We start from the raw sequence: 25,131 nt of genomic DNA, 5'->3' as shown, positions 1-25,131 counted from the left end.
ATTGAAAATAATCGTTGCAATATGGATTTTAAAGTTTGTTTTTAATTTTTGGCATTAGTATCTCATAGATTAGAGTTATGCTTCATACAATGATGTAGATAACAGGAAAGACGTGAAGAGGGGGATGACTAGCTCGGGCGGTGCAGAATATGAAAAAAACGTCAATTTACTATGTAGGAATATTGATGGCAATTGTCATCATTATTGTGGCCATGTTTTCATACAATAATGAAAATCCTATGAAAACATCGTCTAAAGGAGAAAATGTATCTACTAATGAAGCGGAACAACTAGCAGTCATTTTATCTAGGATTGATAAAGTTGGGAAAGTTGAGCTCTATTTTTATTCAGGTGGACAAACGGCACAAGATGTAAAAAAAGAATCTTCATCCTTAGAGAATTATTTCAGCTGGTCTAATACAACTGGACAAGAAAGTGGGCAAGTAACTGGAGTATTAGTAGTTGCGGAAGGAGCGAATGACATCGCGGTAAAGAATGAATTAGTAACTACGCTGACAAAAGTGCTGGAAATTCCGGCACACAGAATTGTTGTAATGCCTATGGAAAAGAGAGGGGAAATAAAATGAGAGTAAAAAAGAGAGCAGTTTGGTTTTTAACATTATTGAGTTTAGCAGCAGTTATTTCAGTGTACTATCTTATGAACCCAGCACAACCATTTAATGGTCTTAAAATCTTCTCAGATGATACTTTAAAAGGTACAGCAGTTGATGATATTGCTAAACTAACAGGCAATGATAAAACACCTGTTACAGCACAAAGTGACTTATTTGAAGAAATGCGTATGGAGCTACTAAATGAACGTAGTCAATTGAAAGCAACTCTTACGCAAAAAATAGCTTCGGAAAAGTATACTGCTGAAGAAAAGAATGAAGCATTTAACGACATGGATGTTATTGTAAAGAAGGAATCTAATGAAGCGATGTTAGAATTGCTCATTAAAACTTTAGGTTATTCAGATGCATTTGTACGAGCTGAAAATGATCAAATTCGTGTAACAGTACAGTCAGCTGAATTATCAAAATCAAAAGCTGATGAAATCGTATACACGGTTAAAAAAGAGGTACCTACAGCTGGTAAAATAGTAGTGGATTTTAAATCTGAGTCTTTTTAACGAAAAAATAACGATATTGTCTTGAATAATTCCTATTTTCAATTATCTATTTAAAAAAACCCCAAAACACGATAGAATAAGTAGTGTATTATATTTCACAAAAGGGGAGTAATTTATGTTGAAAATTCAGGAAATTCGAGAAATTATTAAATTAGTAGACTCATCTTCAATCGACGAGTTCGTTTATGAGGTAGCAGATACAAAAGTTAAACTTAAAAAACATAGTGGTGTGGCAGTTGTAACTGAAGCGCCAGTAGTTAAAGTAGCTCCAGTTGCAGCGCCAGCACCAGTTGCGGCTCCAGCAGCACCAGTAGCAGCACCTGCAGTAGCTGAAGCAGTACAAGCAGCGCCAGCAGTTGATGCATCATTATATAAAATCACTTCTCCAATGGTAGGAACTTTCTATCAAGCTCCAAACCCTGAATCACCAGCTTTCGTAAAAGTTGGAGATAAAGTAGGCGAAGAAGCAGTAGTATGTATCGTTGAAGCAATGAAATTATTTAATGAAATCGAAGCAGAAGTTAGTGGCGAAATCGTTGAAATTCTTGTTAAAGATGGCGATTTAGTTGAATACGGTCAACCTCTGTTCCTAGTAAAAGAGAACTAAGGGAGGCCTATTTAAATGAAAAAAGTATTAATAGCAAACCGTGGAGAAATCGCGGTACGTATTATTCGCGCTTGTAAAGAATTAGATATTCAGTCTGTAGCGGTGTATTCAGAAGCAGATCGTGATGCACTTCACGTTCAATTAGCTGACGAAGCATATTGCATCGGACCAAAACTATCTAGTGATAGTTACTTGAAAATTAGTAGTATACTAAGTGTTGCTCAAAAAACTGGCTGTGATGGAATACACCCAGGATATGGCTTCTTAGCAGAGAATGCTAGCTTTGCAGAAGCATGTGAAGATGCTGGTATAACTTTCATTGGACCAACTTCAGATGCCATCAAAATGATGGGTATTAAAGATATAGCAAAAAATTCAATGATTAAAGCGGGAGTACCTACAGTTCCAGGTTCAGTTGGTATAGTTGCAGATGCAGCTGAAGCAGCAGAAGTTGCGAAAGGTATTGGTTATCCAGTAATCATTAAAGCAACTGCCGGTGGTGGTGGTAAAGGAATCCGTGTAGCACGCACTGAGGAAGAATTGATTAAAGGTGTTCAAATCACTCAAAAAGAAGCGGCTGCAGCATTCGGTAACCCTGGCGTTTATTTAGAAAAATTCATCGAGGATTTCCGTCACTGTGAAATCCAAATACTAGCGGACAACTATGGCAATACAATTCACCTAGGTGAACGTGATTGTACAGTTCAACGTCGTATGCAAAAACTTGTTGAAGAAGCTCCGTCTCCTGCACTTTCTGAGGAACGTCGTGCTGAGATGGGTGAAGCTGCAGTTAAAGCTGCGTTAGCTTGTGGATACCGCGGTGCTGGTACGGTAGAATTCATCTATGACCACCATGAAGACAAGTTTTATTTCATGGAAATGAATACACGTATTCAAGTAGAGCACACAATAACTGAAATGGTTACAGGTATTGATCTTGTTCAACAACAGCTTAAGATTGCTTCTGGCGAGAAATTAGTGTATAAACAAGAAGATGTGAAAGTGAATGGTTGGGCGATGGAATGTCGTATCAATGCTGAAAATCCATCTAAAAACTTTATGCCTTCACCGGGTAAAGTAGAAGATTATATAGCTCCAGGTGGTTACGGTGTCCGTATCGACTCGGCTATGTATCCAGGATATAGTATTCCTCCGTTCTACGATTCAATGGTTGCAAAATTGATTGTACATGCAGATACACGTGAAGAAGCAATTGCTAAGATGAAACGCGCATTAGGTGAATTCATTGTTGAAGGACCAGGCATTCAAACAACAATTCCTTTCCACGCTAAATTAATGGATCATGAGGTATTCAAAAAAGGTGATTTCAATACGAAATTCCTTGAAGAAAATGACGTCATGAATTCATAAGAAAGGGGCGAATTCTATGGCTGAAAAAGTTATACAATCATTACCTCAAAGCACTCCTGCTGGTAAGGAAGAGCTAGGTAAGATTGAAGTAGCGCCTGAAGTTATTGAAGTTATTGCAGGAATTGCTACTACAGAAGTGGAAGGTGTTTCTGGTACAAGAGGAAACTTCGCTACAGGCGTAGTAGAAAAATTCGGTAAAAAGGTTCATGGGAAAGGTATTAAAACCGAATGGACTGAAGCGGGCTTAATCGTAGATGTATATTGCTTCGTGCAATATGGTGCATCTGTTGCGAAAGTAGCGCAGCAAGTTCAAACCCAGATTCGTGAAGCTATCTTTAATATGACATCACTTGCAACGCAAGAGGTAAATGTACATATTACCGGCATTCAATTTGATCAAGTGAACGATGCAAAAACTGAATAATGTCAAAAACACCACTTCATTAGAAGTGGTGTTTTTGATTTTGGTGAAAAATAATTGAGCGATTTTTATTTATTAAGGATCTACCTCAATTGATATTTAAAGAATTTATAAGAAAACTAGCAATTTAAACGGTTTAAGCTTCATACTCATAACTACTAGATGATAATGAATCGTTTAGGAGCTTCTTCTTATACGGTAACGAATGTATAGTAGAATAGTTAGTAAATTTAAAGTTAAAATATTTAGCGTAATACATTTTTACTAAATAAGAAAAAAGACTGTTTCAGTTAAGTTCTAGTCATGAGACTTTTACGAAATGAAAAATGATATTTTAATTATCAATCCAATAAATAGGTGATAAGTTTTAGGTTTTAATAACTATTATAAGAAAAATAAAATGGAACTTATTTAATGCAAAACAATACATATGATTCATGATGTTAGATAATCTATCATGGTACTTTAGGTATATAAAAACTGAATAGGCAAACCTATAGAAATTTAGGGACGCAAAGCTAGAGGGGCTAAGGTTGAAAATAACTATGCCAGCCAGTTGCCAAGGAGTGCATTATACTTTTTGTTATGTTGGGTTTAATAAAAATGTCTTAATCATTTTTATCTAGACGGTATCAAAAGTTAGCTACTCTCTAAAGAGTAGCTTTTTTTAATGAACTTCTTAGGGTTTTATTCATCTGGAGGAGAAAGCATATGTCGAAGAAAATGTCCAAATTAATTGCGATTGCAACATCAACTGCGTTGTTAGCAAGTTATTCTGGGAGTGCCATGAATGTTTTTGCAGCGCCTATTACGAACGCTAATAAAACGGCAATAGAAAGCAAGATCAATGAGGCGAAAAATGCTACAGTTAGTAAATTCGATTTATATGGAAATAGTAATTTAAGTGAATATAACGAAGTCTTTAAAATGGATAATACAAACATTAAATCGATAACAAACAACGGTGGGAATTATTCAGGCTCTCCTATTAATAAAGCAATAGATGGAGATATGAATACACATTGGGAAACTGGTAGACCGAATACTACGCAGTTTACTAACGAGGTAGTATTCAATTTAGACGAATCGACTGAATTAAATAGAATCGTGTATGCCGCTAGACAATCCAGCGCAAAGGGTAAAGGATTCGCTGAAGAGTTTGAAATTTATAGCTCTATTTCAGATGAAGGCGATGATTATACTTTAGTATCACCTGGACAATATAAAGGTTCAACCGGAGATGTTGTTGAAATTCAATTTAAACCAACTGAATTCAAAAGAATCAAATTTGTGTTCAAAAAGGCCAATCAAGATTGGGCAAGTGCAGCAGAATTTAGTTTTTATCAAGAAGACCAAGTAAAAGATAATATGAAAAAACTATTTACTGATGAAAACCACAATAAAGTATCTGATGAGTTTAATACAGTAGACAAGTTAGAAGCACTAGAAAAAAATATTCAATCACACCCTTTATATGATGAATTTAAAGAAGATATAGAGGATGCATTAATAATAATAAATGAATCAAACATAGAAGCAACTAAAGCTAAAACAAAACCTTTTGAGTATTATTCTAATGAGGAATATTCTAAGTTATTTAGAATGGATATTGAAAATATTAAGAGTATCCGAAATAATGCTGGTCAGTATCTTAGTCAAGTAATCGGGAATGCCGCCGATGGCAACCTAGATACTTATTGGGAAACGAATAAAAGTAATTCAAATGACTTCACAAATGAAGTAGAAGTAGAATTTAAAAAATCAGTGGAATTAAATAGAATCATGTATGGAGCAAGAAAATCTGACCGCAAGGGATTCGCGGAAGAATTTGAAATTTATGCTTCTCAAACGTCTAAAGGAGATACATATCAACTAGTAACAACAGGTAAACATAATATGGTAGAAGGTTTAGTTGAAGCTAAATTCGACGCTACTAAATTTAAAAGAGTAAAATTTAAGTTCAAGAAATCAAATCAAAACTGGGCAACTTTATCAGAATTAGCTTTCTATACAGAAGATGCCATTGAAGATAAGGTAAATAGCATCTTCACTGATGGAACAATGAGTAAGGTAGTGCCAGAATTCAATAGTGTAGATAAAGTCAATGCATTAGAAAATGAAGCGAAAGCTCACCCGTTATATTCTATTCTAAAAGAACGATTAGATTTAGCTAAATCTATTGTAAAAGGTGAAGTACAAGTTAAAGGAACTATCGTTGAAGCAGAACAACGTGGGGATATGGTAAAACATGCAAATCAAAACCTGAAATTTGGTTTTGGTAACAATCTACAGCCTACGGGCTTCGCTGCTCAACCGGGAGATAAAATTACTGTATATGTTGATGCAGATGCAAGTGCACCATTGCCTAAACTATCGATTGCTCAACAAGAAGGTTCTTTTGCGAATTGGAGAAGAGATGTCGTTCTAGTACCTGGTAAAAATGAGATAACCGTACCTCAAGTTAATAAAGATAGCTGGTATAAAAATGATGTAACACCTGGTGGAAGTATTTACATTAATAATCCCTATACAAAAGAACAACAAGCGAATGCTCCAAAAATTCGATTTGAAGGCGCGGAAAAAATTCCTTTCGCAACGAAAAATACGAACGTAGAAGAATTCAAATCATTCTTAAAAGAATATAAGAAGAAAATGGATGAAGATATTGTGAAACATCCGAAAGTTGAAGACAGAGAAGTTCTAGATGTTTTCGAATTTGTGAGTGATCATATTGTTTGGACAGGAACAGCAACAGGCGCTTACAAAACGTATATTGAACAAGGTTATAGCCCATTAGAAACTATTGAATCTTATAATACTCATATGGAAGAAATATTTAGATATTACGGATTGGATGCAAGCGATGAAAGTCATGACCCTAAGTTAATTAGAGATAATGTACGACTTGCACAACCTTTTGGTTATATGTATGCATATACTGACCACATCGGTGTGCAAGATGACGTTATGGCTAACCACTTAATTCCGTTCGAAGTGAGAGGTCCATCATGGGGGTTAACACATGAAATAGGTCATAGAATGGATGTAAATGCTAGATTATATGGGGAAACAACGAACAATATGTTACCACAATACATGTCTGGCTATTACGGTAAGTTAGACAATAGAATACCATATGAAGCTAACATTTATAAAAACGTAATAAAAGAAAACTTAAAAGATTATAATGACCAAGGACTTTTCGAGAAGTTAGGTGTGTATTGGCAATTAGAAATGTATAGTCCTGGATATTGGGGTAAATTAAATAGACTATATCGAGAAAGAGATGTAAAGCTTACAGATGGAGAAATCTCTAAACAACAATATTTGGTTGAATTTTCTTCTGAAGTATTGAAGTTGGATTTAAGTGAACATTTTGCTAGACATGGATTTGTCGTTAATGAAGAAACAAGAGAGAAAACTGCCAAGTATAAGAAACCAAAAAAATCATGGTATTTAAATGACTCTGTAGTAGGGTATGAAGGAAAAGGGATAGAAGACAAAAATGCTTCTGTTAAGATTAGTATTACTTCTAATGCTTCTGCTAAATCAAAAACGTTAAGTTTAAAAATGGATAAGAAATATAAGAACGATTTCTTGGGTTATGAAATTTATAGAGACGGCGAATTAGTTGGATTTACTAGTACTGATCAATTTGTAGACCAGAAATTAGACATGGATAAAAACTATTCTTACAAAATTATTGGCTATGATAAGAAACTAAATAGTTTAAAACCAGTAGAGGTGAAGGCGTATCAGCCAACTCTGTCAGCTGAGGAACATGTAACTCTAAAGTTACGACAAGAATTTGATCCAATGGATTATGTAAAAGCGGCTACATATCAAGGTGATGATATAACAAAAGATGTAGTTGTAAAATCTAATAATGTCGATGTAACAAAAAAAGGGAAATATGAAATTGTTTATGAAGTAAAAAATGCTGGGGCTACAGAAACAAAAACAACAAAAATTACTGTGGCAAGTGATTTCACATTCATCTCTGATATGGTTGCTAAATCAGCTAACATTGCATGGGGAGGACTAAAGAAAGATTTAGCGCCTGCTGGTGGAGCAATTACTCTAGTTAGACAAGGTTTAGATGCTACCTATTCTAAAGGAATCGGCGCACATGCTAATTCAGAAGTGGTTTATGACATCGAGGGCAAAGGCTTTGATTTCTTCGAAAGCTATATCGGAATTGACCAAGCGATGAAAGGGAAACCTTCATCAGCAACTTTTGAAGTATGGGTTGATGGCGAGAAGAAATTTGATAGTGATATTTTCAAAGCAGATACGGAACATGAATTTGTAAAGGTCCCTATTACTGGTGCAAAAGAGATAAAACTAGTGACAACAGATGCCAAAAATAATGGTAATAGTTCTGACCATACAGTATGGGCGAATGCTAAGTTCACGCAAAATTCTAGTAAACCGACACTGACGATTCCTAAATCCACGGCAACTAAAGTTGGAGAATCTATTGACATTAACTCATCATATTCAGCAATTGATCCTGAGGATGGAGATTTAACAAATAAAGTAAAGGTTACAGGAACAGATCTTGTTAACTTTGATCGAGCAGGTAAGTATGAGCTAACTTATACTGTAACTGATAGTGACGGCTATGAAATCACAAAGAAAAGAACAATCTCTGTAGTGAATATGGAAGATTATCATTACCTTTCAAATTTCGATTGGAAATCTACTCAAAACAGCTACACAGCTCCAAGGAAAGATATTTCGATCAGTAACAATACGTTACGATTAACTGGAGAAGATGGCAGTGTGAAAGCGTACGAGAAAGGTATTGGCGCACATTCTAATTCAACAATCGTCTATGATTTAACAGACAAAGATGCGGATTACTTCACTTCATTTGTAGGTGTAGACCGTAAAATGTTTGGTTCTGTCGGTTCTGTTGTGTTCCAAGTATTTGTAGATGGTGAAAAACAATTCGACAGTGGCTTGATGAATTCTAGAGATCCTCAAAAGTTCATTGAATTGAATGTTAGCAGCGCTAAAGAATTAAAATTAGTAGTTAATGACGGTGGAAATGGAAACGGATCTGACCATGCTACTTGGGGAGATGCTAAATTACATTTCGCAAATGCAGAAAGACTATTCACGAAAAATCTAGAAAAAGCAATTGAAGAAGCAAAAGAAATTAATAAAGAGGATTATACCTCTGAAAGTATGGAACTTCTAAATTCTACGCTAACTAAAGCAGAAGAGGTTTTAGCAAATAAAAAATCAACTCAACAAGAAGTAGATGAAGCAATAGCTTCATTAAAAGCTGCTAAAAAAGGATTAGTTGAAATAGACTTAACTCAAGTGATTACTATAAAAGATAAACATTTAAGTGATTCTATCAAGAAAACATTAGGATTAACTGGAGATATTACACTTGGTGATATGTATAAACTGACAACATTAACAAGTGAATCAAGAAGAGCAAGATCTCTTGAAGGTTTAGAACATGCTAAAAACTTAGTAACGCTAAATATTGAAGGAAATGAAATAACAGATTTCTCTCCATTAAAAGGTTTAACTAAATTAGAAGACTTAATAGCTGATCCGCAATATGTTGAAGTAGGAGAAGTAAAAGGATCGGTAATTGAACTAGATAATCTTGTTTCAGGAATAGATGGAAAGAAAGTCAAACCGCATTTAGTTGGGGTTAGAAACACTAAAACCTTTAAAGAAACAGAGATTGATGTCAGTGAGTGGGAGCAAAATCCCGATAAGCTAATGATAGATATTTCAAAAGAGGATAAAGGAATCTACATGATGACATTAGCATATAAAGTAGAAGACAATTTTGTATACTTAATCTATGTTATTGATAATAATTAGGTATAACATTTTCAGTTGAGAAATTTCACTAGAAAATAACGATGATAATTCATCTTGTCTATTGTGACTATTTTGTAATTTAACATTGTGAAAAGGGGCTGTCCTAAAAGTCGAAGAAAATCGACTTTTAAGGGCAGCCTTATTTCTTTATTTAAGCTATATTAAATTACTCTGTTGGAGTCAAATGGATAGACCAAGTGTTCTTTTCATTGGAAATCAGTATCTCATAATAGGGCTGTTACTTCCCGAAAATAGCGAGATAAGCAAATAAAAAAACAGTACCACCGCTATAAAAGTGGTGGTACTGCTATATTTAACGTTATGTGACTAGTTATTTAGAACGTACTTGCTACTTTAGCAGCTTTTTCAAGACCTGCGGCAATAATTTCTTCTGCTTTATCTGGGAATTGGTTGTGACCTTCAATCACTACTTTCTCTATATCTCTTACACCGAAAAAGCCCATCATACTTGCTACATATTTAACAGCCATTTCTAGTTCAGCAGCTGCTCCATTAGAATACACGCCGCCACTTGCATTTAATAATGCAATTTTCTTATCACTAAGAAGTCCTACGGGTCCTTCTGGCGTATATTTAAATGTTTTGCCTGCGCGATTTAAGTAATCAATATATGTGTGTAGTACAGCAGGAATTGTTAAGTTCCATAAAGGGAAACCAAATACAACTTTATCAGCTGCAAGGAATTGGTCTAAATATTTATCAGCAACAGCTACTGCTGTTGCTTCCTTTTCAGTTAATTCCAGTCCTCTTCCAGCCTTAAATGTGCCGTTAATCATATCTACTCCTACATATGGCAATTCTTCATTGTATAAATCAAGTTCTACCACTGTCTCATTTGGATGAGATTCTTTATAGCTCGCTAAAAAAGCCTCATATAATTTCACACTAACAGCTTGATTTGCTGGACGATTGTTTGCTTTTACGAATAAAACGGTTGTCATTCTTTTTTCCTCCTGTTGCTTCCTCTTACGTTGCTCATCCGTAGTGGAATGCTACGTGTTTAAAGTTCTTAACGTATGTTTTCCTATTTTATAATATCTTTTTAAAACTATACTCCATTTCTCCAGCCATAGCTTCAGGAGTATCACCAGTTTTTCTAAAATCATGCGTATAAATTTCTTCAAATGGACCAAAATTGACTTGCTTATAAAATTCATAACAAGGGAATCCATCATGTTCTCCTTGAATTTCGATCCTACCATCTTTTTTGACTTGTACAGTCAATAGGTAGTCGACAGGAGGAGCATATATATTCAATGGATTGCTAGCACTTGCACTCATTTGAAATTCAACATCATCAGAACCCCATACAACATTAGTGCACACAATACTTTCTGTACTAGCTTTCCCTGTTCTTTGATTAATAGAATTATCTGGATTTATAACTTTTTCTGTTGTTATACCAGTGTTCGCATAAGAGAAAATTTCCTTCTTATAAAAATCTACAACTACTTCTTGTTCGATTCTGGAACGCATAGTGTTTACTGCATATGGTGTAAATTCACGTGAGTCACCTTCGAACTGGATTACTTTTCCTGTCTGAATATCCTTCTTAGGTTCAGTCCAAGACATTGGAATAAATACACTCGCTCGAATTTTAACAATATTAATCATATAGAACCTCCTTAGAGAATTTGTTTTTTGTGGATTACTAGTTATTTTTTTTGCAAAAATAATGTAGTCAACTTGATTGACTATATAGTGCATAGTACAATGGTATTTAAATAAAGTCAACTAAATTTACTATATTTAAGGAGTTTTCATGTATGAATCATCAATTATTTAATAAATTCGATCTTACAACACTTTTGTCATTATCCTTTAGTGCATCGATTAATGAACTACATGAAAGATTAAGTGAATCAGGATTTGGAGATTTCAGACCAGTACATGGTTTTATGTTTAAATGTATCATTCCTAATGGAGCTACAGGTGTAGAACTATCTGAGTATTTAGGAATTACCAAGCAGGCTGTAAGTAAAATGGTGGATTATCTAGAGAAAAATGGTTATGTTATGCGTCAAAGTCATCCCACTGATAAAAGAGGGAAAATTATTGTTTTGACTGAACGAGGTTGGTTAGTAGTGAAGGCAAAAGAAAAGATACTATCGGAGATTGAGGGACGCTGGAGTGAAAATATAGGTAATGAACGGATGCAAATGCTCAAAGAAGATTTATCAAAATTAATTTCCGAAGAAAATGAAGGTAAACTATCACCGTTCGTAAGACTTATTTGGTGAAGTTTGAGTCTATAAAAGGTATTTTTAAGCCTGTTTAAGTACGTACTAATAGAGTAGCATTCCAGTAATGATATAGCAGCAATGTTTGTATAGAATCGTACTTAACCCTCCTTGGACTGACCTGGAATGCTTCTGACAATGCCAAAAGCATTCAAACTGTTAGTAAAAAATTTGTTGTTATAACCCATTTTTCAACTTCAAATATTCTTCTATCAGACATAAAAATAACCTATTAGACATTCATATCTAATATTAACAAGTTACAAATTATTTTTAATTTGGATAAACTAACGGGGCGCGTTAATTAAAAATTGTAGAGTTGCCTACGGAGTTCTTTTTTCTTTATTGAACTAACGGGGCAGTTTAGTTCAATAAAATGCTATAATAGCCTTAATTTCAAAACGATTTTAAGGAGTTAAACTCTTATGATTATAAAAATTGACTTTAGTGAAGAGTTTATTCAATACATTTCTTGTTCAACAAAAGTAGGTAGGAAGATGAACAGTATTCAGGAGGACTTTCTAAATTGGATTTTTGACGAGGAAAAGAATACAGAATATTGGGCATTAGAAAATGGAGAGAGAATTCATCCAAATTATGATGCTAATGCAATTATTGATTGGTTAAACAATGTAAGATTTAAAAAAGGAATTGCAAAAGCAAAATTAATTACCAGTCCTCAATTTATAGTAAAAAAGAAATTATATTATTAAATTGATTCTTTAATAAAACGATTAAGATTAATGAACTGTATAGGCGACGCTTTTTTTAATGCAATAGTTTAGTACTTAAACCATAATGAATAAAAACAATAAGGGGGAACTAATATGACAAAGAGAAATAAGGAGTTGTCACTAGAACACAGTGAGGAACTACTTAGAACTTTGAAAGCCCGTTTTGAGAAAAACATGAACCGCCATAAAGGTCTTGAATGGGCTAAAGTACAAGCTAAGCTCGAAGCTACTACTGAAAAACTATGGTCGCTCAATGAAATGGAAGTTACTGGCGGTGAACCAGATGTTGTAAGCCATGATAACAAGACGGGCGAATACATTTTTTATGATTGTTCAGCAGAAAGTCCTAAAGGTCGCAGAAGTGTTTGTTACGACCGTGAAGCACTGGAGTCAAGGAAAAACCACAAACCAGAAAATAACGCTATTGATATGGCAACTGCCATGGGCATTGAACTTTTAACGGAAGAGAAATACCGAGAACTGCAGAAACTTGAAAATTTTGATTTGAAAACGTCGAGCTGGGTGCAAACACCTGCTAATATTAGAAAACTCGGCGGGGCAATCTTTTGTGATCATCGCTACGACACTGTCTTTGTGTACCATAATGGAGCAGAATCCTACTATGCTGCAAGGGGCTTCCGTGGCTCGCTAAGAGTCTAAATTTTGCATCAACAGCTATATTTGAATTTGAGAACGGATCATCTGGGGAAAGGTTTTAATTTCATTCTTCAACTATTGTGTACTTTAGTTAAATATTCGATTTATAAATATCAAAACAAAAAACAGAGTAGAATCTACACATTTCGTAGATTAACTCTGTTTTTTTGTCGTAACAGCTGTAGCATTGTAAAAAAGATTAATAGTTAATAATAAAGTTTGATAGAAATCACCTCTTTAGTTATTCTTTGAGGTGATTTTTTTGATATTTATGAAAGTTGCGAATGAATGCATTTAAAATAACGGGGCAGCATTCCTATAATATCTGAAAGGATATATAGAGTTTGTGAGATAAGGCACTTAAAATAACGGGGCGCTTTACTTCAATAAGGAGTAGAGCCTTTTTCTTATTGAACTAACGGAGCAGGACAGTTGAAGAGTGTTATTTAACTTGAGTTCAACAACGAGCCAGATTGTTGAGAATTTCTCTCAAAGAGAGTTAGTTATTTATGTTAAAATATTGCGAGTGAAATCAAGTTCTTAACGATTTTATCAAATATCCAGCCAAATATTTCAGAAACGAAGAAAGGGTAGTACTTTTATGGAAAACGTATCAAATGTAGTTAAATTAGAATCAATAAAATCTTTACAATCTACTATCAGTAAACTCGAAAATGCCTTGTCCCAGATGACTCAGAAAGGCGTAAATACTACCTTAGTCAAGAAACGACTCAAAGCTGTTTCCATCGGCTTAGCAATGCTAGAAAACGTTTGGAATCAAAGACCCCATTCTTACATCCAGGAAGATTTAGCAGAAGCTCAAAATGTTCTTACTGGTTTATTACCAACAATTGAGAATAGTTATGGTAAGTCAAAGGCTGGTAGTTCCCAAAGAACGCTTTTAGAAAGAAGAATTAAAGCGTTGGAACTAGCTATTCAAGCGATTGATAATATACCCAATAAATAACTTCTGAATAAATTGAGTAACTGGTGCAATAGCAGAAGATAAGCTGTTATTTAGACAGCTTATTTTGCTATGGATTAAACATAGCAGTATTCTTGTAATGAATGAACGGAGTTATGTATGCAATATCGACTGAGTTTGTGAAATAATGTACTTAAACTATTGGGTGCACCAGTAGAAGATCTTTAAGCTGTTCAGACAGCTTTTTTTTATTCAACGAAAAGGACAGGGTTTCTTAGGAAGCACATTGATCTTATTGAACTAAAGCAGCATGTTAATTAAATTTTTCCAATTACATACAATGGAACGTGTATTCGTGTTACAATTTTATTGGTAACACTTTTTTAGGGGGATAAAAATGAAATTAAAGAATATCAATATCGAAGAACAAATGAAACATTATAATGTTCCAGGTATAAGTATTACCTTACTTGAGAACGGTCAAATTAGCGGAACAGAAAATTACGGTTTACTAGAGGTAGATTGCGATAGAAAAGTAAATGAAAATTCTATTTTTAGTTCGTGTTCTATTAGCAAGTTCTTAACAGGAATGATTGCTATAAAGCTAATTGAGGAAGGACTACTTGATTTAGATGAGGATATAAATACAAGACTTGTATCGTGGAAAGTACCAGAAAATGAATTCACTAAAAATAGAAGCGTTACTTTGAGAAACTTACTTAGTCATCAATCTGGAATTAAGGATCCTGAAGGTAGTTTTTCTGAACTAAATTCAAAAATAGGGGTTCCTTCGATGGTTGATATATTAGAGGGGAAAACTCCTTATTGTAAAGCTCCAATTAAAGTACAATGTGAACCAGAGAGTGAATTTCACTATTCAGATGCAGGTTTTTGTGTTGTTCAACAACTAATTGAAGATGTTACTGAAAAGCCATTTTATCAAGTGGTGAATGAGTTAATATTTAAGCCCTTAAGAATGAAAAATAGCCATTTAAATACAACAACAATGTTAGAGATGGATAAAAAAGAATTCTCTTGTGGTCATAATAAAAACGGTGAATTAGTAGATGGAAAGTATCCTATATATCCTTACCAAGCAGCTTCTGGATTATGGACAACTTCTTTAGATTTAGCTCGATTAGTTCTTGAGCTACTGGATGCTCTAAAAGGGGAAAGTAAAATTGGCATTTCAGAAAGATTAGCAAAAGAAATGATAACACCTCAAAAAGGTAAGAGTTGGACTGGATTAGGTGTGTTTCTTGAAGGCTCTGAAAGAGAATTAGAAATTACATCACTCGGTTGGGGAGTAGGCTTTCAATGTATGATGGTAGCATTTTCGCACATCGAAAAAGGGGCAGTTATCATGACGAATGCAGAATTAGGTGTTCATCAAATGGAAGGAATTATAGGGGATATATATAAATCACTTATGGCATAGAAAACGTTATTTTTAAGGGGGAGGAAAATGCAAATAGCTTTAGCGAATCCAACTCATATATCTGAAGTTGTGTATTTCTTCAAAGAAAATTTAGATCGTAATAACAGTGCAGTTTATTCTGAAGAGTTTTTATGTCCTCTTGGAATTAAAGCAGCCATAAGAAGAAAGCAAATGATAGTGGCAACAGTAGAAGGTCAAGTAGTAGGAGCATTTAGGTTTTACCGAAAAAAAACACAAGACAAAATTTCTTTGTATCAATTTGCGATAAGCGAGGTTTACCGTGGTCAAGGTTTGTTAAAAAAGATGTTAAATACGATAAATGATTTACCTATAGTTGCACTATGTCCGACTGAGTCCAATTTTAATGAATATTATTATAAATCAGGTTGGAATTTACAAGAACAAAGTGAAGAGTTCAAAATCTGGGTATTAAAAAATTGACCGTATAAAAGTAATGTGATAAGAGGTGAAAAGATGAAAATTGAAATGGAAGTAAAAGCATTTGGAAAAGTTGAAGTTCAAGGTGCAAAAGACGCTTTTAAAGGTGTAGAACTAATGAGCGTACATAAACTTTCTAAAGATACAACACTAGGTGAATTAGAAACTCTATTATCTACACTATTTGAAGAAGTCGAAAATGGATACAAAAACCCAGAGCAATGTGCGGGTAAAATTACAATTCGTGCAAAAAAAGAAAATGGTGAAATTGTTTATTTAGGTTAGATTGAACTGAGTGCGTTTCTGAGAGATGAAGGAACGCTCTTTTACTAACTGATTACCTTAGTAGAAGGTTGTTGAGCTGTTCGGACGGCTCTTTTAACTTTTTATATAACAAATTTACACCTACTACCATTATTGATTTATAATGACAGGAAGGAGCTGTTTTTTTATTGAATGTAAAAAATATAAGTACATCCATTTCTGAAGATATTATTATTACAAATTTGACAGGTTACATAACCCTTGCTGATGTAAACACATGGTTTAATTCATTTGAAGAAACGTGCTATTCATTTATTAGACAAGGAAAAAAGTATAAGTTGTTAGTTAATCGTAAAGGTTATACTCCAGAACATTTTTCTGTACAAAAATTGTGGAAAGACAAATTTTTCTCTAAGAATATATTAGAGAACACTATCGCAGTTGCATTTCTATTAGAAGAAGGAGATATTTTAATTCACCTTGAACAGTCTAATACTAAAGACAACGCAAAGTTCTCAAGTAACTATGACCAATTAATTGACTGGCTTACTAAATATAAATAATGGATTTCTACTCCTAAGTTGCTAAAGGGTAACTTTTTTATCTGACAGTTTGTTCGACTCAACAATATATTATTGAACTAACGAGTGCGTTAATCCAAGCAGGATTACGCACTTTTTTGTTGAACTTAATGTACTAATGATGCAGTTTCGTAGAAGAAAAAGTACTGTAATTTGGCTATTACAGAAAAGAAAGGATATTTCAAAAGTCGATTAGTTAAACAAAGGGCAGTAGTTTTTCGTTAAGGAGTATTTGGAGTTGAAAATAATTAATTCAAAAAAGCATTTGGGACTAATTCACTGATGAATGAATTAAACAAATTTTTCTCTGTCGACAAGTGTAATCGAATATTCAAAGTATAGACATTATGATTAAGTTTAGCGTGAGGTGAAATATGGAAAATAAAGAATTTTATGTTTATCATATCGTTACTAGAAAAAAATGAGTCAAGGACAGATAATCAACTTCAACAAGAACCAAAAGAATACCTTATTTCACTTCTTTTTTGAAAAAGAACAATTGAATTCTAAAGGTGAAGACTTCATTCGAATTTTTCAGGATCATTATACAAATGAAGGCTTGAACTTGAATAAAGAAAATGCTCAAGTAGCTTTAAATTATGTTGATCAAACAACCAGAGCTATTAGAGAAGCTATAGTAGAAATGGTTAGACTACAAGAACATCCTGAATATCCTTCAAGGTTGTCCTGCTTATATGCTGCGAAAAGCTATGAAGACGTCTTGAAATGGAAATCGTTATTTGATTCTTACAATCGGAAGGTTTTGCAGATTGTTAAACTTCGAGTGATTGGGAATTCTTTTGAGGGAGATGGAAACCTTTTACCAAAGGTGGATGGGGTCCCTTTTTCTCGGAAAATTGAACAAGCTATAGAATATTGGAATGGTAATGTGAAAAACGAACTGCCAGAGCTTTTGATTAACGGAATAATTGAAGTAGTAGAAGTTATTGAAGATTTCTCATAAATATCGAGTACTTTAGTGGAAGATTATTGAGCTATTCAGACGGCTCTTTTTTCTTATTCAACTAAAGGGGCAGTTTAGTTACTTAAGAAATTTTAACTGGAGAGTGGGGTTAATTGGTGAATTATCTAAAAATAGTTGCAGTATTTGTTTTAATAATTACGTTTCTAACGCTTACTTCCTGTACACAAACAGGAAAATCGAAAAGCGAACTCTCTGATTCCAATGAAAAACAAGATATTGATAGTATAGTTTTATCATTCGAACACCCTCAAACAAATCAAAAGTATAAAATAGTCAATGCCTATAAACTTTATCAAAACTATATAGATAAAGTTGAAAGTAACCCAAAACATTCACAATTGGAAATTTATAATGAAGAGGTAATTAAACCAGTATATAGTGATTGTTTTGAGAATGGTGAATATCCTTATATGGCTGATCCAGTTATAAATGTAGATCCGAATCGCTTATCAGAAAATCAAAAATTAAGCGAAAAAATTGATAGGGAAGAAACAGAAAAAATTATAAAAGAAGCTCTTTTAAAATCTTCTGATCTTATTACATCCGAAAATGAAACAACAGTATGTGTTTTTCCTTCCACTAATGTAAACGCATCCATGGTAACCGTGGGGGCAGGTAAAATAATAGTCCTATACAATAAATATTTTAATGATACTGTTTTAAGGGCTGGAGTAGCTCACGAATATCATCATAGTGTTTGGACTGAGAAATACTTACGTAAAGATGTACCTTTTTCTGTATTGGATAATCTAATATTTGAAGGAAAGGCGGTTAAGTTTGAAAAATCAGTTTATCCCGAAATTGTTTCTATTCCAGTTGATTTGACTTACAACAAAATTTATTGGTCAAAAATTGCATTAGATCTCCAAAAGAATGACTTGAATCGGTCACTTGAAATTATTCTTGGTGGAAATGGCCTTCCTTTATATTATGGTTACAGTGAGGGGTATAAAATGGTCAAATCATATCTTGATTTGAACCCTAATGTAACACCAGAAGAATGGACTGCCCTAAGTTCTAAAGAACTTTTTGAAAAAGGAAATTACCTCGAAAACTATAAATAACAAATTTATGAATGATTTTAACACATATTTCGAAATTGAATATATGTAATAATATTTGGTCTTTTCGTTTTAAATGCTTGCCCGGCAATTAGTAGCAAAGACTGTAACTGGTAGGCCTTAAACGTTTACGGAGAAAAGCCCTCTATTCGTTTATCAGCTTCAAACAAAGCCCATACTTTTGAAAGTAACAATTCCATTCCCCCTAAAATAGTATTATTAAAGGGATTATTGCCAACATAATAGAATTATAGACATAAGGGATGTTTTTTCTAAAGCAGCAGTTTAGTTGAAGAAGTAACTTAACAATAATTGAAATTCTAAAATCTTAAAGACAGACAGGAGTTAGTTACGATGATAAAAGGTTTCGGAGGAGTTTTTTGGAGAACTAAGAATCTCGATGTTATAAAAAAATGGTACAGTGAAGTGTTGAAGATTGAAATAGAAGATTGGAATGGGACTGTGATTAAACCCCAATTAGGAAATGAGACTATCTTTTCTTTCTTTACCGAGAATGACAGTTATTTTCCAACAGAACAACAAGTGATGTTAAATTTCCAAGTACATGATCTAAACGAGACTATTAAGCATCTTGAAAATATTGGTGTACCTCTTGAGAAGAAAGAAGAGATTAGTGAATTTGGAAAGTTTATTTGGATTAAAGATCCTGAAGGTCGACTGATCGAGCTTTGGGAGAAATAGCGGGTTGTAAACATTTGCTATTAAGTTAACGGGGTACTTTAGTAGAAAATCTTTGAGCTGTTCAGACAGCTCTTTTTTTATTCAACTAAAGGGGCAGTATAGTTTAATAAGGAATTATTGTAACTGAACAAGACAAACTAAATCCTAAATATAATTTATGGTGTGATGAAATTGGATATAAGTATTCCTCTTTTATTAGTTCTATTTTGTATATTGATTTGTGGGTTATGGAACAATAACTACAAATCCGAAAGGTACTCCTACTTCAATTTGGGGGGAAATTACTGAAGGCGGATAAAACTCAATAGAAGACGCGGTTTGCCTACAATTTTGCTTTAATCAAAAAAGGGTTATCCAGAAAGTCATTTTTCACTGACATTCTGTAATAACCCTTTTGTTTTATTTGTTTACAATTTGATTATAAGACGTGATAGTTAATACGTAATAAATCAGGTAGATTACGCCATAGGCAGCGACCGCATATAGGAAATAAAGAATATTTTCAATTAGGTCCATGTCATATGCTACAACTATTGATAGAAGTAGCATACCTGCATTAAGTATGCCAATCAGTAAAGGAAGGATAAATACAAATAGCGTTTGTTTTGCTATTGTTGATCGTACTTCTTTTTTACTTACTCCGATTTTACGTAAAATCTCATAACGGTTTTGATCCGCATGTGCTTCTGAGATTTGTTTGAAATAAATAATACTTCCTGAAGCTGCTAAGAGGACTAATGCTAATGAGCTGACTATAAACATTTTCATGCCTGTGAATGCTTGTATGGATGTATATTTTTCATAATACGTTCAGGTACAAACGGAAGAACCCATACGAAATCTACTGGAATGGGCCTATACTTGGCGAAACAAATGGCCTTGAAATTAGGTCATGATATTTCTGTTCAATCTCAAGAAGGCATGTACACAAGAGTCATTATTCATTTTCCAAAAATGAGAAATTACTATCATTTCAATTGAATTAAAAAACAAACATTGACTGTTGTTTACTTCAATTTGGAAGAAGGTGTTTTATACCTTACTGAAGAATATATGGGAGAGTAAAATTAAATTAGAAATGGAGAAATAACTATGACAAAACAATTTTGGATCAACTTGCCAGTTAAAGATACAAATAAATCAAAAGAGTTTTATAGCAAACTTGGATTTTCGACTAATACACCACTTGGCAACAGCGATCAAGTTCAATTAGTCATCGGAGATAATAATGCTACCGTAATGCTTTTCCCTGTTTCCACTTTCGAAAATTTTACCAAACATGAAATAGTCGATGCAAAACAAGCTACTGAAGTATTATTTTCCATTGATGCAGAGAGCAAAGAAGAAGTAGATGAAATAGCAAGAAGGGCAGTAAAGGCTGGAGGTACAATCTTTGGTGAGCCCTCAGAGAACCAAGGTTGGATGTACGGCTGCGGTTTTGCTGATTTAGATGGTCACCGCTGGAATGTGTTGTATATGGATATGAGCAAGATGCCGAAGGAGTAAGAAATAGAAAGCTAAAGGTGCTTAAGAGTATATCCTGTAAAGGGAAAATGCACATAAATTCCTATCTTAAGGATTATGTGCATTACGCATATCTGGATTTAAGAATTTGCCTTTGCCGCCTCATAATAACCTAATTTATGAAAGTTATAAAGCTGATTAATATACTCCTTAGGATATGCTTCTAATAATTCAAGAATTTCTTTTGCAAATTCTAATGAAGCTGTTCCATTTGCGGTCACAATTTTCCCATCAGAAACTGCTTGCTCTAGTACATAATTTATTTCATTTCGGTAGTTATCTTTTGCATAAGTTTTCAAATCTTTAAGATCATTACTTGTATGCTTTATGTCATTTAACCATCCATTGGCGCCCATAAATACTGTTGCATCACATATTGCCCCTATTGGAATATCCATAGAAAGTGCCTTCTCCATTATTGGAATGACATTATTGTTTAAAGGCTTACGCCAGGAGTTTCCCCCAATCAGTATTAAACCATAAAAGATTTCAGGTATATTTCTAAAGGTGTAATCAGGAAGTACACGTATTCCACCAATTGACTTTATAACACCTTCACTTACACTAACTATTTTAGTGATGTACTTGTCTGTATTATTTAAAAAAGCTGCTACATAAGACATTTCCCAATCAGCAAATTCCTCCAACACTACAAATAAAATTTCTTTTTTCTCAGATTGATTCATTCTAAATCCCTCCTAATTAAATAATGAAAGTTTTATCAATTTGAAACTATCCTCAGTATATAATGTAATAGTGACAAATGATGACACAATTAGTAAAAGGGGAAAATTTTGAGTAAAGCGACTAGATTAAATGAATTAAGGTTGTATATTAATCGAGTTAAAAAGTTTAAGGTAGATGATTTAGCAAAAGAATTTAATGTTTCAAGAAGAACGATTCTTAGAGATTTAGAAGAACTAAGTATTTTAGGGGTTCCATTAATTTCAGAGGTAGGACCTAATGGTGGATATCAAGTTTTGGAAGAAAAAAATCTACTTGCTGTATCTTTTACAAAAGATGAAACGTTCTCTATCTTTTTTGCTCTATTATCTTTAAAACATTTTATAAGCCTCCCTTTTGAATCGGAATATAATTCAATCATAAAAAAATTCTACTTAAACTTAAACGGGAAGATGAAAGATGAAATTGATTTAATCAAAGATAAGATAGATTTCAAAATAGATAATCAGACTAAAGAAAGCCCCCTTCTAAAAGAGCTATTTATGGCAGCAATAGGAAATGAGCCGCTTTGGATTTCTTACTTGGGGGTTAATAGAGAAATTCAACCAATTGGATTGTTTTCTCAATATGGAAGATGGTATTGCCCTTCGTATTGTTATCTTAGGAAGGAATTTAGACTTTTTCGAAGTGATCGAATATCAGAGATCAGACTTAGTGCCAGAAGTGAAAAGATGAATCTAAATGAAACCAACTTAAATGATATTATTAGCATTTTATCAACAAAAAAAGAGTATGAGCTTATTGTCGAATTAACGCCAGAAGGAGTAGGGAAATATAAATCTAATGTTTCACCATATCATCGAATATCAATAGACAGTAAAGGTCATGGAGTTATTAGGGGTTCAATAAGTAAGACAGAAATTGACTTTTTGGCAGATTATTTTATACAAATGGGAAAGAATGCAAAAGTAGTTCAACCTATTGAATTAAGAGATGAAATAAAAAAGAAAATTTTAGTACTGAGTGTTTTATACCAGTGATTTGGTATAGGGAAAAATAATAAATACATTCTTCTCTATATAGTTGAAGATCAGCAGGGATTTTTGAGAAGGAAGTTGAAATTAATATTATGTTCGCTTAATTCAACTAACTTGTAGGCTATTGTGATAATGAATAATTATTGATACTAAGTAATAATAGTGTTATACGTACAAAATTAGCTTTATTATTTCAAATTTCTTGTGTAACCAAATCTTTTTATACATAAACGAAATCTAATTATAGAGGGGACTAAACTATGGGGATTTATAAAGGGGTAGAAATGCTTCATCTTGAATTTAATGGGATTATTATTCATCCAATTCTTTTATGGGATGAAGAAATGGCTGTTTTAATAGATACTGGATTTCCCCGGACAAATTGAAGATATACGCGTGGCAATGGAAAAGGTAGGAGTGTCGTTCGAAAAACTAAAAGTCATAATATTGACGCATCAGGATATAGATCATATAGGTAGTATTCCTGAGATATTACAGGAGTGTGGAAGTAAAATTAAAGTTTATGCTCACGATTTGGATAAGCCTTATATTCAAGGGGAATTATCTCTTTTGAAAGACGGGCACCTAGAAACCCCCCCTAAGGGCAAAGTGGACGAAACCTTGAAAGACGGTCAAGAATTGCCGTATTGTGGTGGAATTCGTATCATCCATACTCCAGGGCATACTCCTGGCCACATCAGCCTATATTTGAAACAAAGTAAAACACTGATTGCCGGAGACTCGATGTACAGTGAAAACGGAATAATTAAGGGAATTCATGTCCCGACTGTTCTGGATATAAAAGAAGCACGACTCTCTTTGAAGAAATACTTAGATCTCGAAATTGAATCAGTGGTTTGTTACCACGGTGGGTTAAGTAAGGTAAATATTCATGACCAGATCCAAAAAGTAGTTTCATGTTAAAATTCTAGAAATTCTTTAGCAATCGAGCATTTTACTTGAAGATGAATGAGCTGATTAGACAGCTCTTATTTTTTATTCAGCTAAGGGCAGTTTAGGTGAATAAGGAAATTGAATAAAACATAGGAGATGATGAATGTGCTAGTAGTAACAACAGAACACATTGAAGGGTATAAAGTTGTCGAAGTAAAAGGTTCAGTATTTGGTCTAATTGTAAGAAGTAGGGGGCTTGGCGGCGATATTATGGCGGGCTTAAAAGGATTAGTAGGAGGAGAAATCAAGCAATATACTGCCATGCTTGAAGATTCTAGAAAAGAAGCTATAGACCGTATGATAATAAATGCCAACCAAATGGGAGCGAATGCTATTATTATGATGCGATATGATTCTGGTGAAATGGGTAAAAACATGAGTGAAATTGTTGCATACGGTACGGCAGTTGTTGTGGAAAAGCTATAATGACGACGTTTTTTGGAATAGGTATATATTTGATATTTCAATTTAGTATTGTTTTCGTTTGTATCTTACTTGGTTACTTTATATATGATAAACGATATAAACGCAATCATGGAAATAAAGTTCCTAAAGGTTTTGAAGTAACGAATGAGGTGAATCTTGACCCTGTAACAGGTGAAAAAATAAGAGTATATTATAATGCAGAAACAGGTGAACGATTTTATAGAAAAGAAAATTAGTTTTTTTGTTTTTTTAGGCTAATTTTCTTTTTTAGTTTAATAAGATACGTTCCATCTGTAATTGGGTGCCAGCTCGTGTTATAATGAGTAGCTTAGGGTAATTACTAATGTTACTTATAATTGAACGGATGCCAAAAATAGCCTCCGCATAGCGATAAAATATGGAGGTGTAAGAGAATGAATAAACAATGGACAATTGGTAAAATTAAAGAATTTGTTGAGAAAAATTCAGATAGTAAGTTATTAACTACAGAATATCATGGTTTTTCTCAAAAGTTACTATTTAAATGTGCATGTGATAGCAACTTTGAAAAAACATTTAAGAAATTTAAAAATAATAACCAACGTAAATGTGACGTGTGCCAACCGCCAAAAGAGGCACGATAACGAATAGCGAATAAACGAAGTGCCAATTTCTTTTAAAGAGAAATTGGCACTATTTTTTTGTAGTGGATTTCAATAGCAAAAGAAAATTTCTCATGAGAGCCTTTCCTTAAAAATACTAATACAATGTTTTAATGCTAACAAAGACGTTAATTAGAAAATGATCAATAATAGAATGTTTTTTGGACTAGCGGAAAATTATTGGCGGTTGTATATGTGACGGTGATACTTTTTGCTTGTGAGAGTGCCCAAATCAGACAAAAACTAGCCTATCAATGTAATTTCCTTAGAATTGAAAAAATTAGTAGTTTGATAACAATTGACAATTAGAGGTGGCTTTAGTAGAAAAGCACAAAAAAGCATTCAGGGAACTGATCTGATCTGAACTGCCCCGTAAAAGTTAGACACCATTCTAACTTTTACGGGGGTTTTTTTATGGCAAAAGTACGAGTTGAA

24 protein-coding genes, 4 pseudogenes and 1 riboswitch are annotated in these 25,131 nt (G+C 33.5%); of the genes and pseudogenes, 24 read left to right on the top strand and 4 right to left on the bottom strand.

Annotated elements, in window-relative coordinates; genetic code table 11:
* The first annotated feature begins 149 nt into the window (after positions 1-149).
* The 6 genes from AMD00_RS06795 (at position 150) to AMD00_RS06770 (ending at position 9,384) form a co-directional block, all read left to right on the top strand.
* Entirely contained in the window at positions 150-587 is a 438-nt protein-coding gene (locus AMD00_RS06795) for a hypothetical protein (RefSeq protein WP_053416285.1), read from the top strand.
* Positions 584-1,132: a SpoIIIAH-like family protein gene (locus AMD00_RS06790; protein WP_053416284.1), complete on the top strand. Its 549-nt coding sequence runs from the start codon at positions 584-586 to the stop codon at positions 1,130-1,132. The genes AMD00_RS06795 and AMD00_RS06790 overlap by 4 nt, the downstream gene beginning before the upstream one ends.
* 115 nt (positions 1,133-1,247) lie before the next feature.
* A complete protein-coding gene (accB, locus tag AMD00_RS06785) occupies positions 1,248-1,739 on the top strand; it encodes an acetyl-CoA carboxylase biotin carboxyl carrier protein (RefSeq protein WP_053416283.1) in 492 nt (163 codons plus the stop codon).
* A gap of 15 nt (positions 1,740-1,754) precedes the next feature.
* On the top strand, positions 1,755-3,110 hold the full coding sequence (gene accC, locus AMD00_RS06780) for an acetyl-CoA carboxylase biotin carboxylase subunit (protein ID WP_053416282.1): 1,356 nt from the start codon (positions 1,755-1,757) through the stop codon (positions 3,108-3,110).
* Between the two features lie 16 nt (positions 3,111-3,126).
* Positions 3,127-3,534 carry an Asp23/Gls24 family envelope stress response protein gene (locus AMD00_RS06775; RefSeq protein WP_053416281.1) on the top strand — a complete coding sequence of 136 codons (408 nt, stop codon included), beginning with the start codon at positions 3,127-3,129 and terminating at the stop codon, positions 3,532-3,534.
* Between the two features lie 474 nt (positions 3,535-4,008).
* A riboswitch (cyclic di-GMP riboswitch) is annotated at positions 4,009-4,095 on the top strand.
* A gap of 147 nt (positions 4,096-4,242) precedes the next feature.
* Positions 4,243-9,384: an NPCBM/NEW2 domain-containing protein gene (locus AMD00_RS06770; protein WP_053416280.1), complete on the top strand. Its 5,142-nt coding sequence runs from the start codon at positions 4,243-4,245 to the stop codon at positions 9,382-9,384.
* 335 nt (positions 9,385-9,719) lie between these two features.
* On the opposite strand, the gene AMD00_RS06765 is transcribed toward AMD00_RS06770, so the two are convergent.
* Complete coding sequence (locus tag AMD00_RS06765) at positions 9,720-10,346, bottom strand: FMN-dependent NADH-azoreductase (RefSeq protein WP_053416279.1); 627 nt, start codon at positions 10,344-10,346, stop codon at positions 9,720-9,722.
* Between the two features lie 88 nt (positions 10,347-10,434).
* Positions 10,435-11,019 (bottom strand): DUF3238 domain-containing protein, encoded by a 585-nt coding sequence (locus AMD00_RS06760; RefSeq protein ID WP_053416278.1) that lies wholly within the window; start codon positions 11,017-11,019, stop codon positions 10,435-10,437.
* Positions 11,020-11,171: 152 nt separating this feature from the next.
* On the opposite strand from AMD00_RS06760, the gene AMD00_RS06755 reads away from it, so the two are divergent.
* The 11 genes and pseudogenes from AMD00_RS06755 (at position 11,172) to AMD00_RS06705 (ending at position 19,430) form a co-directional block, all read left to right on the top strand.
* Positions 11,172-11,645, top strand: coding sequence for a MarR family winged helix-turn-helix transcriptional regulator (locus AMD00_RS06755; RefSeq protein ID WP_053416277.1), 474 nt, complete (start codon positions 11,172-11,174; stop codon positions 11,643-11,645).
* A gap of 425 nt (positions 11,646-12,070) precedes the next feature.
* Positions 12,071-12,358, top strand: a complete 288-nt coding sequence (locus AMD00_RS06750; RefSeq protein ID WP_053416276.1) for a hypothetical protein — start codon at positions 12,071-12,073, stop codon at positions 12,356-12,358.
* 114 nt (positions 12,359-12,472) lie between these two features.
* Positions 12,473-13,039: a DUF4256 domain-containing protein gene (locus AMD00_RS06745; protein WP_053416275.1), complete on the top strand. Its 567-nt coding sequence runs from the start codon at positions 12,473-12,475 to the stop codon at positions 13,037-13,039.
* Positions 13,040-13,637: 598 nt separating this feature from the next.
* Positions 13,638-14,003 (top strand): hypothetical protein, encoded by a 366-nt coding sequence (locus tag AMD00_RS06740; RefSeq protein WP_053416274.1) that lies wholly within the window; start codon positions 13,638-13,640, stop codon positions 14,001-14,003.
* A gap of 355 nt (positions 14,004-14,358) precedes the next feature.
* Positions 14,359-15,399, top strand: coding sequence for a serine hydrolase domain-containing protein (locus AMD00_RS06735; RefSeq protein WP_053416273.1), 1,041 nt, complete (start codon positions 14,359-14,361; stop codon positions 15,397-15,399).
* Between the two features lie 27 nt (positions 15,400-15,426).
* Positions 15,427-15,840: a GNAT family N-acetyltransferase gene (locus AMD00_RS06730; RefSeq protein WP_053416272.1), complete on the top strand. Its 414-nt coding sequence runs from the start codon at positions 15,427-15,429 to the stop codon at positions 15,838-15,840.
* Positions 15,841-15,873: 33 nt separating this feature from the next.
* A complete protein-coding gene (locus AMD00_RS06725) occupies positions 15,874-16,122 on the top strand; it encodes a hypothetical protein (RefSeq protein ID WP_053416271.1) in 249 nt (82 codons plus the stop codon).
* Positions 16,123-16,289: 167 nt separating this feature from the next.
* Entirely contained in the window at positions 16,290-16,664 is a 375-nt protein-coding gene (locus tag AMD00_RS06720; RefSeq protein ID WP_053416270.1) for a hypothetical protein, read from the top strand.
* A gap of 392 nt (positions 16,665-17,056) precedes the next feature.
* Positions 17,057-17,646 (top strand): annotated as a pseudogene (locus tag AMD00_RS06715) (DUF2441 domain-containing protein).
* A gap of 113 nt (positions 17,647-17,759) precedes the next feature.
* Positions 17,760-18,731, top strand: a complete 972-nt coding sequence (locus tag AMD00_RS06710) for a DUF2268 domain-containing putative Zn-dependent protease (protein WP_157059192.1) — start codon at positions 17,760-17,762, stop codon at positions 18,729-18,731.
* A 351-nt stretch (positions 18,732-19,082) separates the two neighbouring features.
* On the top strand, positions 19,083-19,430 hold the full coding sequence (locus tag AMD00_RS06705) for a VOC family protein (protein ID WP_053416269.1): 348 nt from the start codon (positions 19,083-19,085) through the stop codon (positions 19,428-19,430).
* 399 nt (positions 19,431-19,829) lie between these two features.
* Here the strand turns inward: AMD00_RS06705 and AMD00_RS06700 are convergent.
* A pseudogene (locus tag AMD00_RS06700) lies at positions 19,830-20,240 on the bottom strand (FtsX-like permease family protein); the annotation flags it as partial.
* Between AMD00_RS06700 and AMD00_RS23940 the strand changes: the two are divergent.
* Positions 20,241-20,411 (top strand): annotated as a pseudogene (locus AMD00_RS23940) (ATP-binding protein); the annotation flags it as partial.
* Positions 20,412-20,522: 111 nt separating this feature from the next.
* Positions 20,523-20,936: a VOC family protein gene (locus tag AMD00_RS06695; protein WP_053416267.1), complete on the top strand. Its 414-nt coding sequence runs from the start codon at positions 20,523-20,525 to the stop codon at positions 20,934-20,936.
* Positions 20,937-21,034: 98 nt separating this feature from the next.
* On the opposite strand, the gene AMD00_RS06690 is transcribed toward AMD00_RS06695, so the two are convergent.
* Entirely contained in the window at positions 21,035-21,640 is a 606-nt protein-coding gene (locus AMD00_RS06690) for a DJ-1/PfpI family protein (RefSeq protein WP_053416266.1), read from the bottom strand.
* Between the two features lie 108 nt (positions 21,641-21,748).
* Between AMD00_RS06690 and AMD00_RS06685 the strand changes: the two genes are divergently transcribed.
* The 5 genes and pseudogenes from AMD00_RS06685 to AMD00_RS06665 all read left to right on the top strand — a co-directional run bounded on the left by AMD00_RS06685 (position 21,749) and on the right by AMD00_RS06665 (position 24,678).
* The gene (locus AMD00_RS06685; RefSeq protein WP_053416265.1) at positions 21,749-22,678 is read left to right on the top strand and encodes a helix-turn-helix transcriptional regulator; all 930 of its coding nucleotides are present in this window, start codon (positions 21,749-21,751) and stop codon (positions 22,676-22,678) included.
* 257 nt (positions 22,679-22,935) lie between these two features.
* Positions 22,936-23,599 (top strand): annotated as a pseudogene (locus AMD00_RS06680) (MBL fold metallo-hydrolase).
* A 135-nt stretch (positions 23,600-23,734) separates the two neighbouring features.
* Positions 23,735-24,055 carry a YbjQ family protein gene (locus AMD00_RS06675; protein ID WP_053416264.1) on the top strand — a complete coding sequence of 107 codons (321 nt, stop codon included), beginning with the start codon at positions 23,735-23,737 and terminating at the stop codon, positions 24,053-24,055.
* On the top strand, positions 24,055-24,291 hold the full coding sequence (locus tag AMD00_RS06670; RefSeq protein ID WP_053416263.1) for a hypothetical protein: 237 nt from the start codon (positions 24,055-24,057) through the stop codon (positions 24,289-24,291). Before AMD00_RS06675 ends, AMD00_RS06670 begins: the two co-directional genes overlap by 1 nt.
* Before the next feature lie 177 nt (positions 24,292-24,468).
* Positions 24,469-24,678, top strand: a complete 210-nt coding sequence (locus tag AMD00_RS06665; RefSeq protein WP_053416262.1) for a hypothetical protein — start codon at positions 24,469-24,471, stop codon at positions 24,676-24,678.
* Positions 24,679-25,131: the final 453 nt, after the last annotated feature.

It is taken from the genome of Viridibacillus arvi (assembly GCF_001274945.1).
Lineage (GTDB): Bacteria > Bacillota > Bacilli > Bacillales_A > Planococcaceae > Viridibacillus > Viridibacillus arvi.
This window is presented reverse-complemented; position numbering and strand designations above follow the sequence as displayed.

What these genes read in the sequence shown, in the direction of transcription:
- AMD00_RS06790 (WP_053416284.1), top strand. Translation starts at nt 584, where the DNA reads ATGAGAGTAAAAAAGAGAGCAGTTTGGTTTTTAACATTATTGAGTTTA.
- AMD00_RS06765 (WP_053416279.1), bottom strand. Translation starts at nt 10,346, where the DNA reads ATGACAACCGTTTTATTCGTAAAAGCAAACAATCGTCCAGCAAATCAA.
- AMD00_RS06760 (WP_053416278.1), bottom strand. Translation starts at nt 11,019, where the DNA reads ATGATTAATATTGTTAAAATTCGAGCGAGTGTATTTATTCCAATGTCT.
- AMD00_RS06770 (WP_053416280.1), top strand. Translation starts at nt 4,243, where the DNA reads ATGTCGAAGAAAATGTCCAAATTAATTGCGATTGCAACATCAACTGCG.
- AMD00_RS06665 (WP_053416262.1), top strand. Translation starts at nt 24,469, where the DNA reads ATGAATAAACAATGGACAATTGGTAAAATTAAAGAATTTGTTGAGAAA.
- AMD00_RS06745 (WP_053416275.1), top strand. Translation starts at nt 12,473, where the DNA reads ATGACAAAGAGAAATAAGGAGTTGTCACTAGAACACAGTGAGGAACTA.
- AMD00_RS06695 (WP_053416267.1), top strand. Translation starts at nt 20,523, where the DNA reads ATGACAAAACAATTTTGGATCAACTTGCCAGTTAAAGATACAAATAAA.
- AMD00_RS06725 (WP_053416271.1), top strand. Translation starts at nt 15,874, where the DNA reads ATGAAAATTGAAATGGAAGTAAAAGCATTTGGAAAAGTTGAAGTTCAA.
- AMD00_RS06670 (WP_053416263.1), top strand. Translation starts at nt 24,055, where the DNA reads ATGACGACGTTTTTTGGAATAGGTATATATTTGATATTTCAATTTAGT.
- AMD00_RS06795 (WP_053416285.1), top strand. Translation starts at nt 150, where the DNA reads ATGAAAAAAACGTCAATTTACTATGTAGGAATATTGATGGCAATTGTC.
- AMD00_RS06775 (WP_053416281.1), top strand. Translation starts at nt 3,127, where the DNA reads ATGGCTGAAAAAGTTATACAATCATTACCTCAAAGCACTCCTGCTGGT.
- accB (WP_053416283.1), top strand. Translation starts at nt 1,248, where the DNA reads ATGTTGAAAATTCAGGAAATTCGAGAAATTATTAAATTAGTAGACTCA.
- accC (WP_053416282.1), top strand. Translation starts at nt 1,755, where the DNA reads ATGAAAAAAGTATTAATAGCAAACCGTGGAGAAATCGCGGTACGTATT.
- AMD00_RS06740 (WP_053416274.1), top strand. Translation starts at nt 13,638, where the DNA reads ATGGAAAACGTATCAAATGTAGTTAAATTAGAATCAATAAAATCTTTA.
- AMD00_RS06735 (WP_053416273.1), top strand. Translation starts at nt 14,359, where the DNA reads ATGAAATTAAAGAATATCAATATCGAAGAACAAATGAAACATTATAAT.
- AMD00_RS06705 (WP_053416269.1), top strand. Translation starts at nt 19,083, where the DNA reads ATGATAAAAGGTTTCGGAGGAGTTTTTTGGAGAACTAAGAATCTCGAT.
- AMD00_RS06755 (WP_053416277.1), top strand. Translation starts at nt 11,172, where the DNA reads ATGAATCATCAATTATTTAATAAATTCGATCTTACAACACTTTTGTCA.
- AMD00_RS06730 (WP_053416272.1), top strand. Translation starts at nt 15,427, where the DNA reads ATGCAAATAGCTTTAGCGAATCCAACTCATATATCTGAAGTTGTGTAT.
- AMD00_RS06750 (WP_053416276.1), top strand. Translation starts at nt 12,071, where the DNA reads ATGATTATAAAAATTGACTTTAGTGAAGAGTTTATTCAATACATTTCT.
- AMD00_RS06690 (WP_053416266.1), bottom strand. Translation starts at nt 21,640, where the DNA reads ATGAATCAATCTGAGAAAAAAGAAATTTTATTTGTAGTGTTGGAGGAA.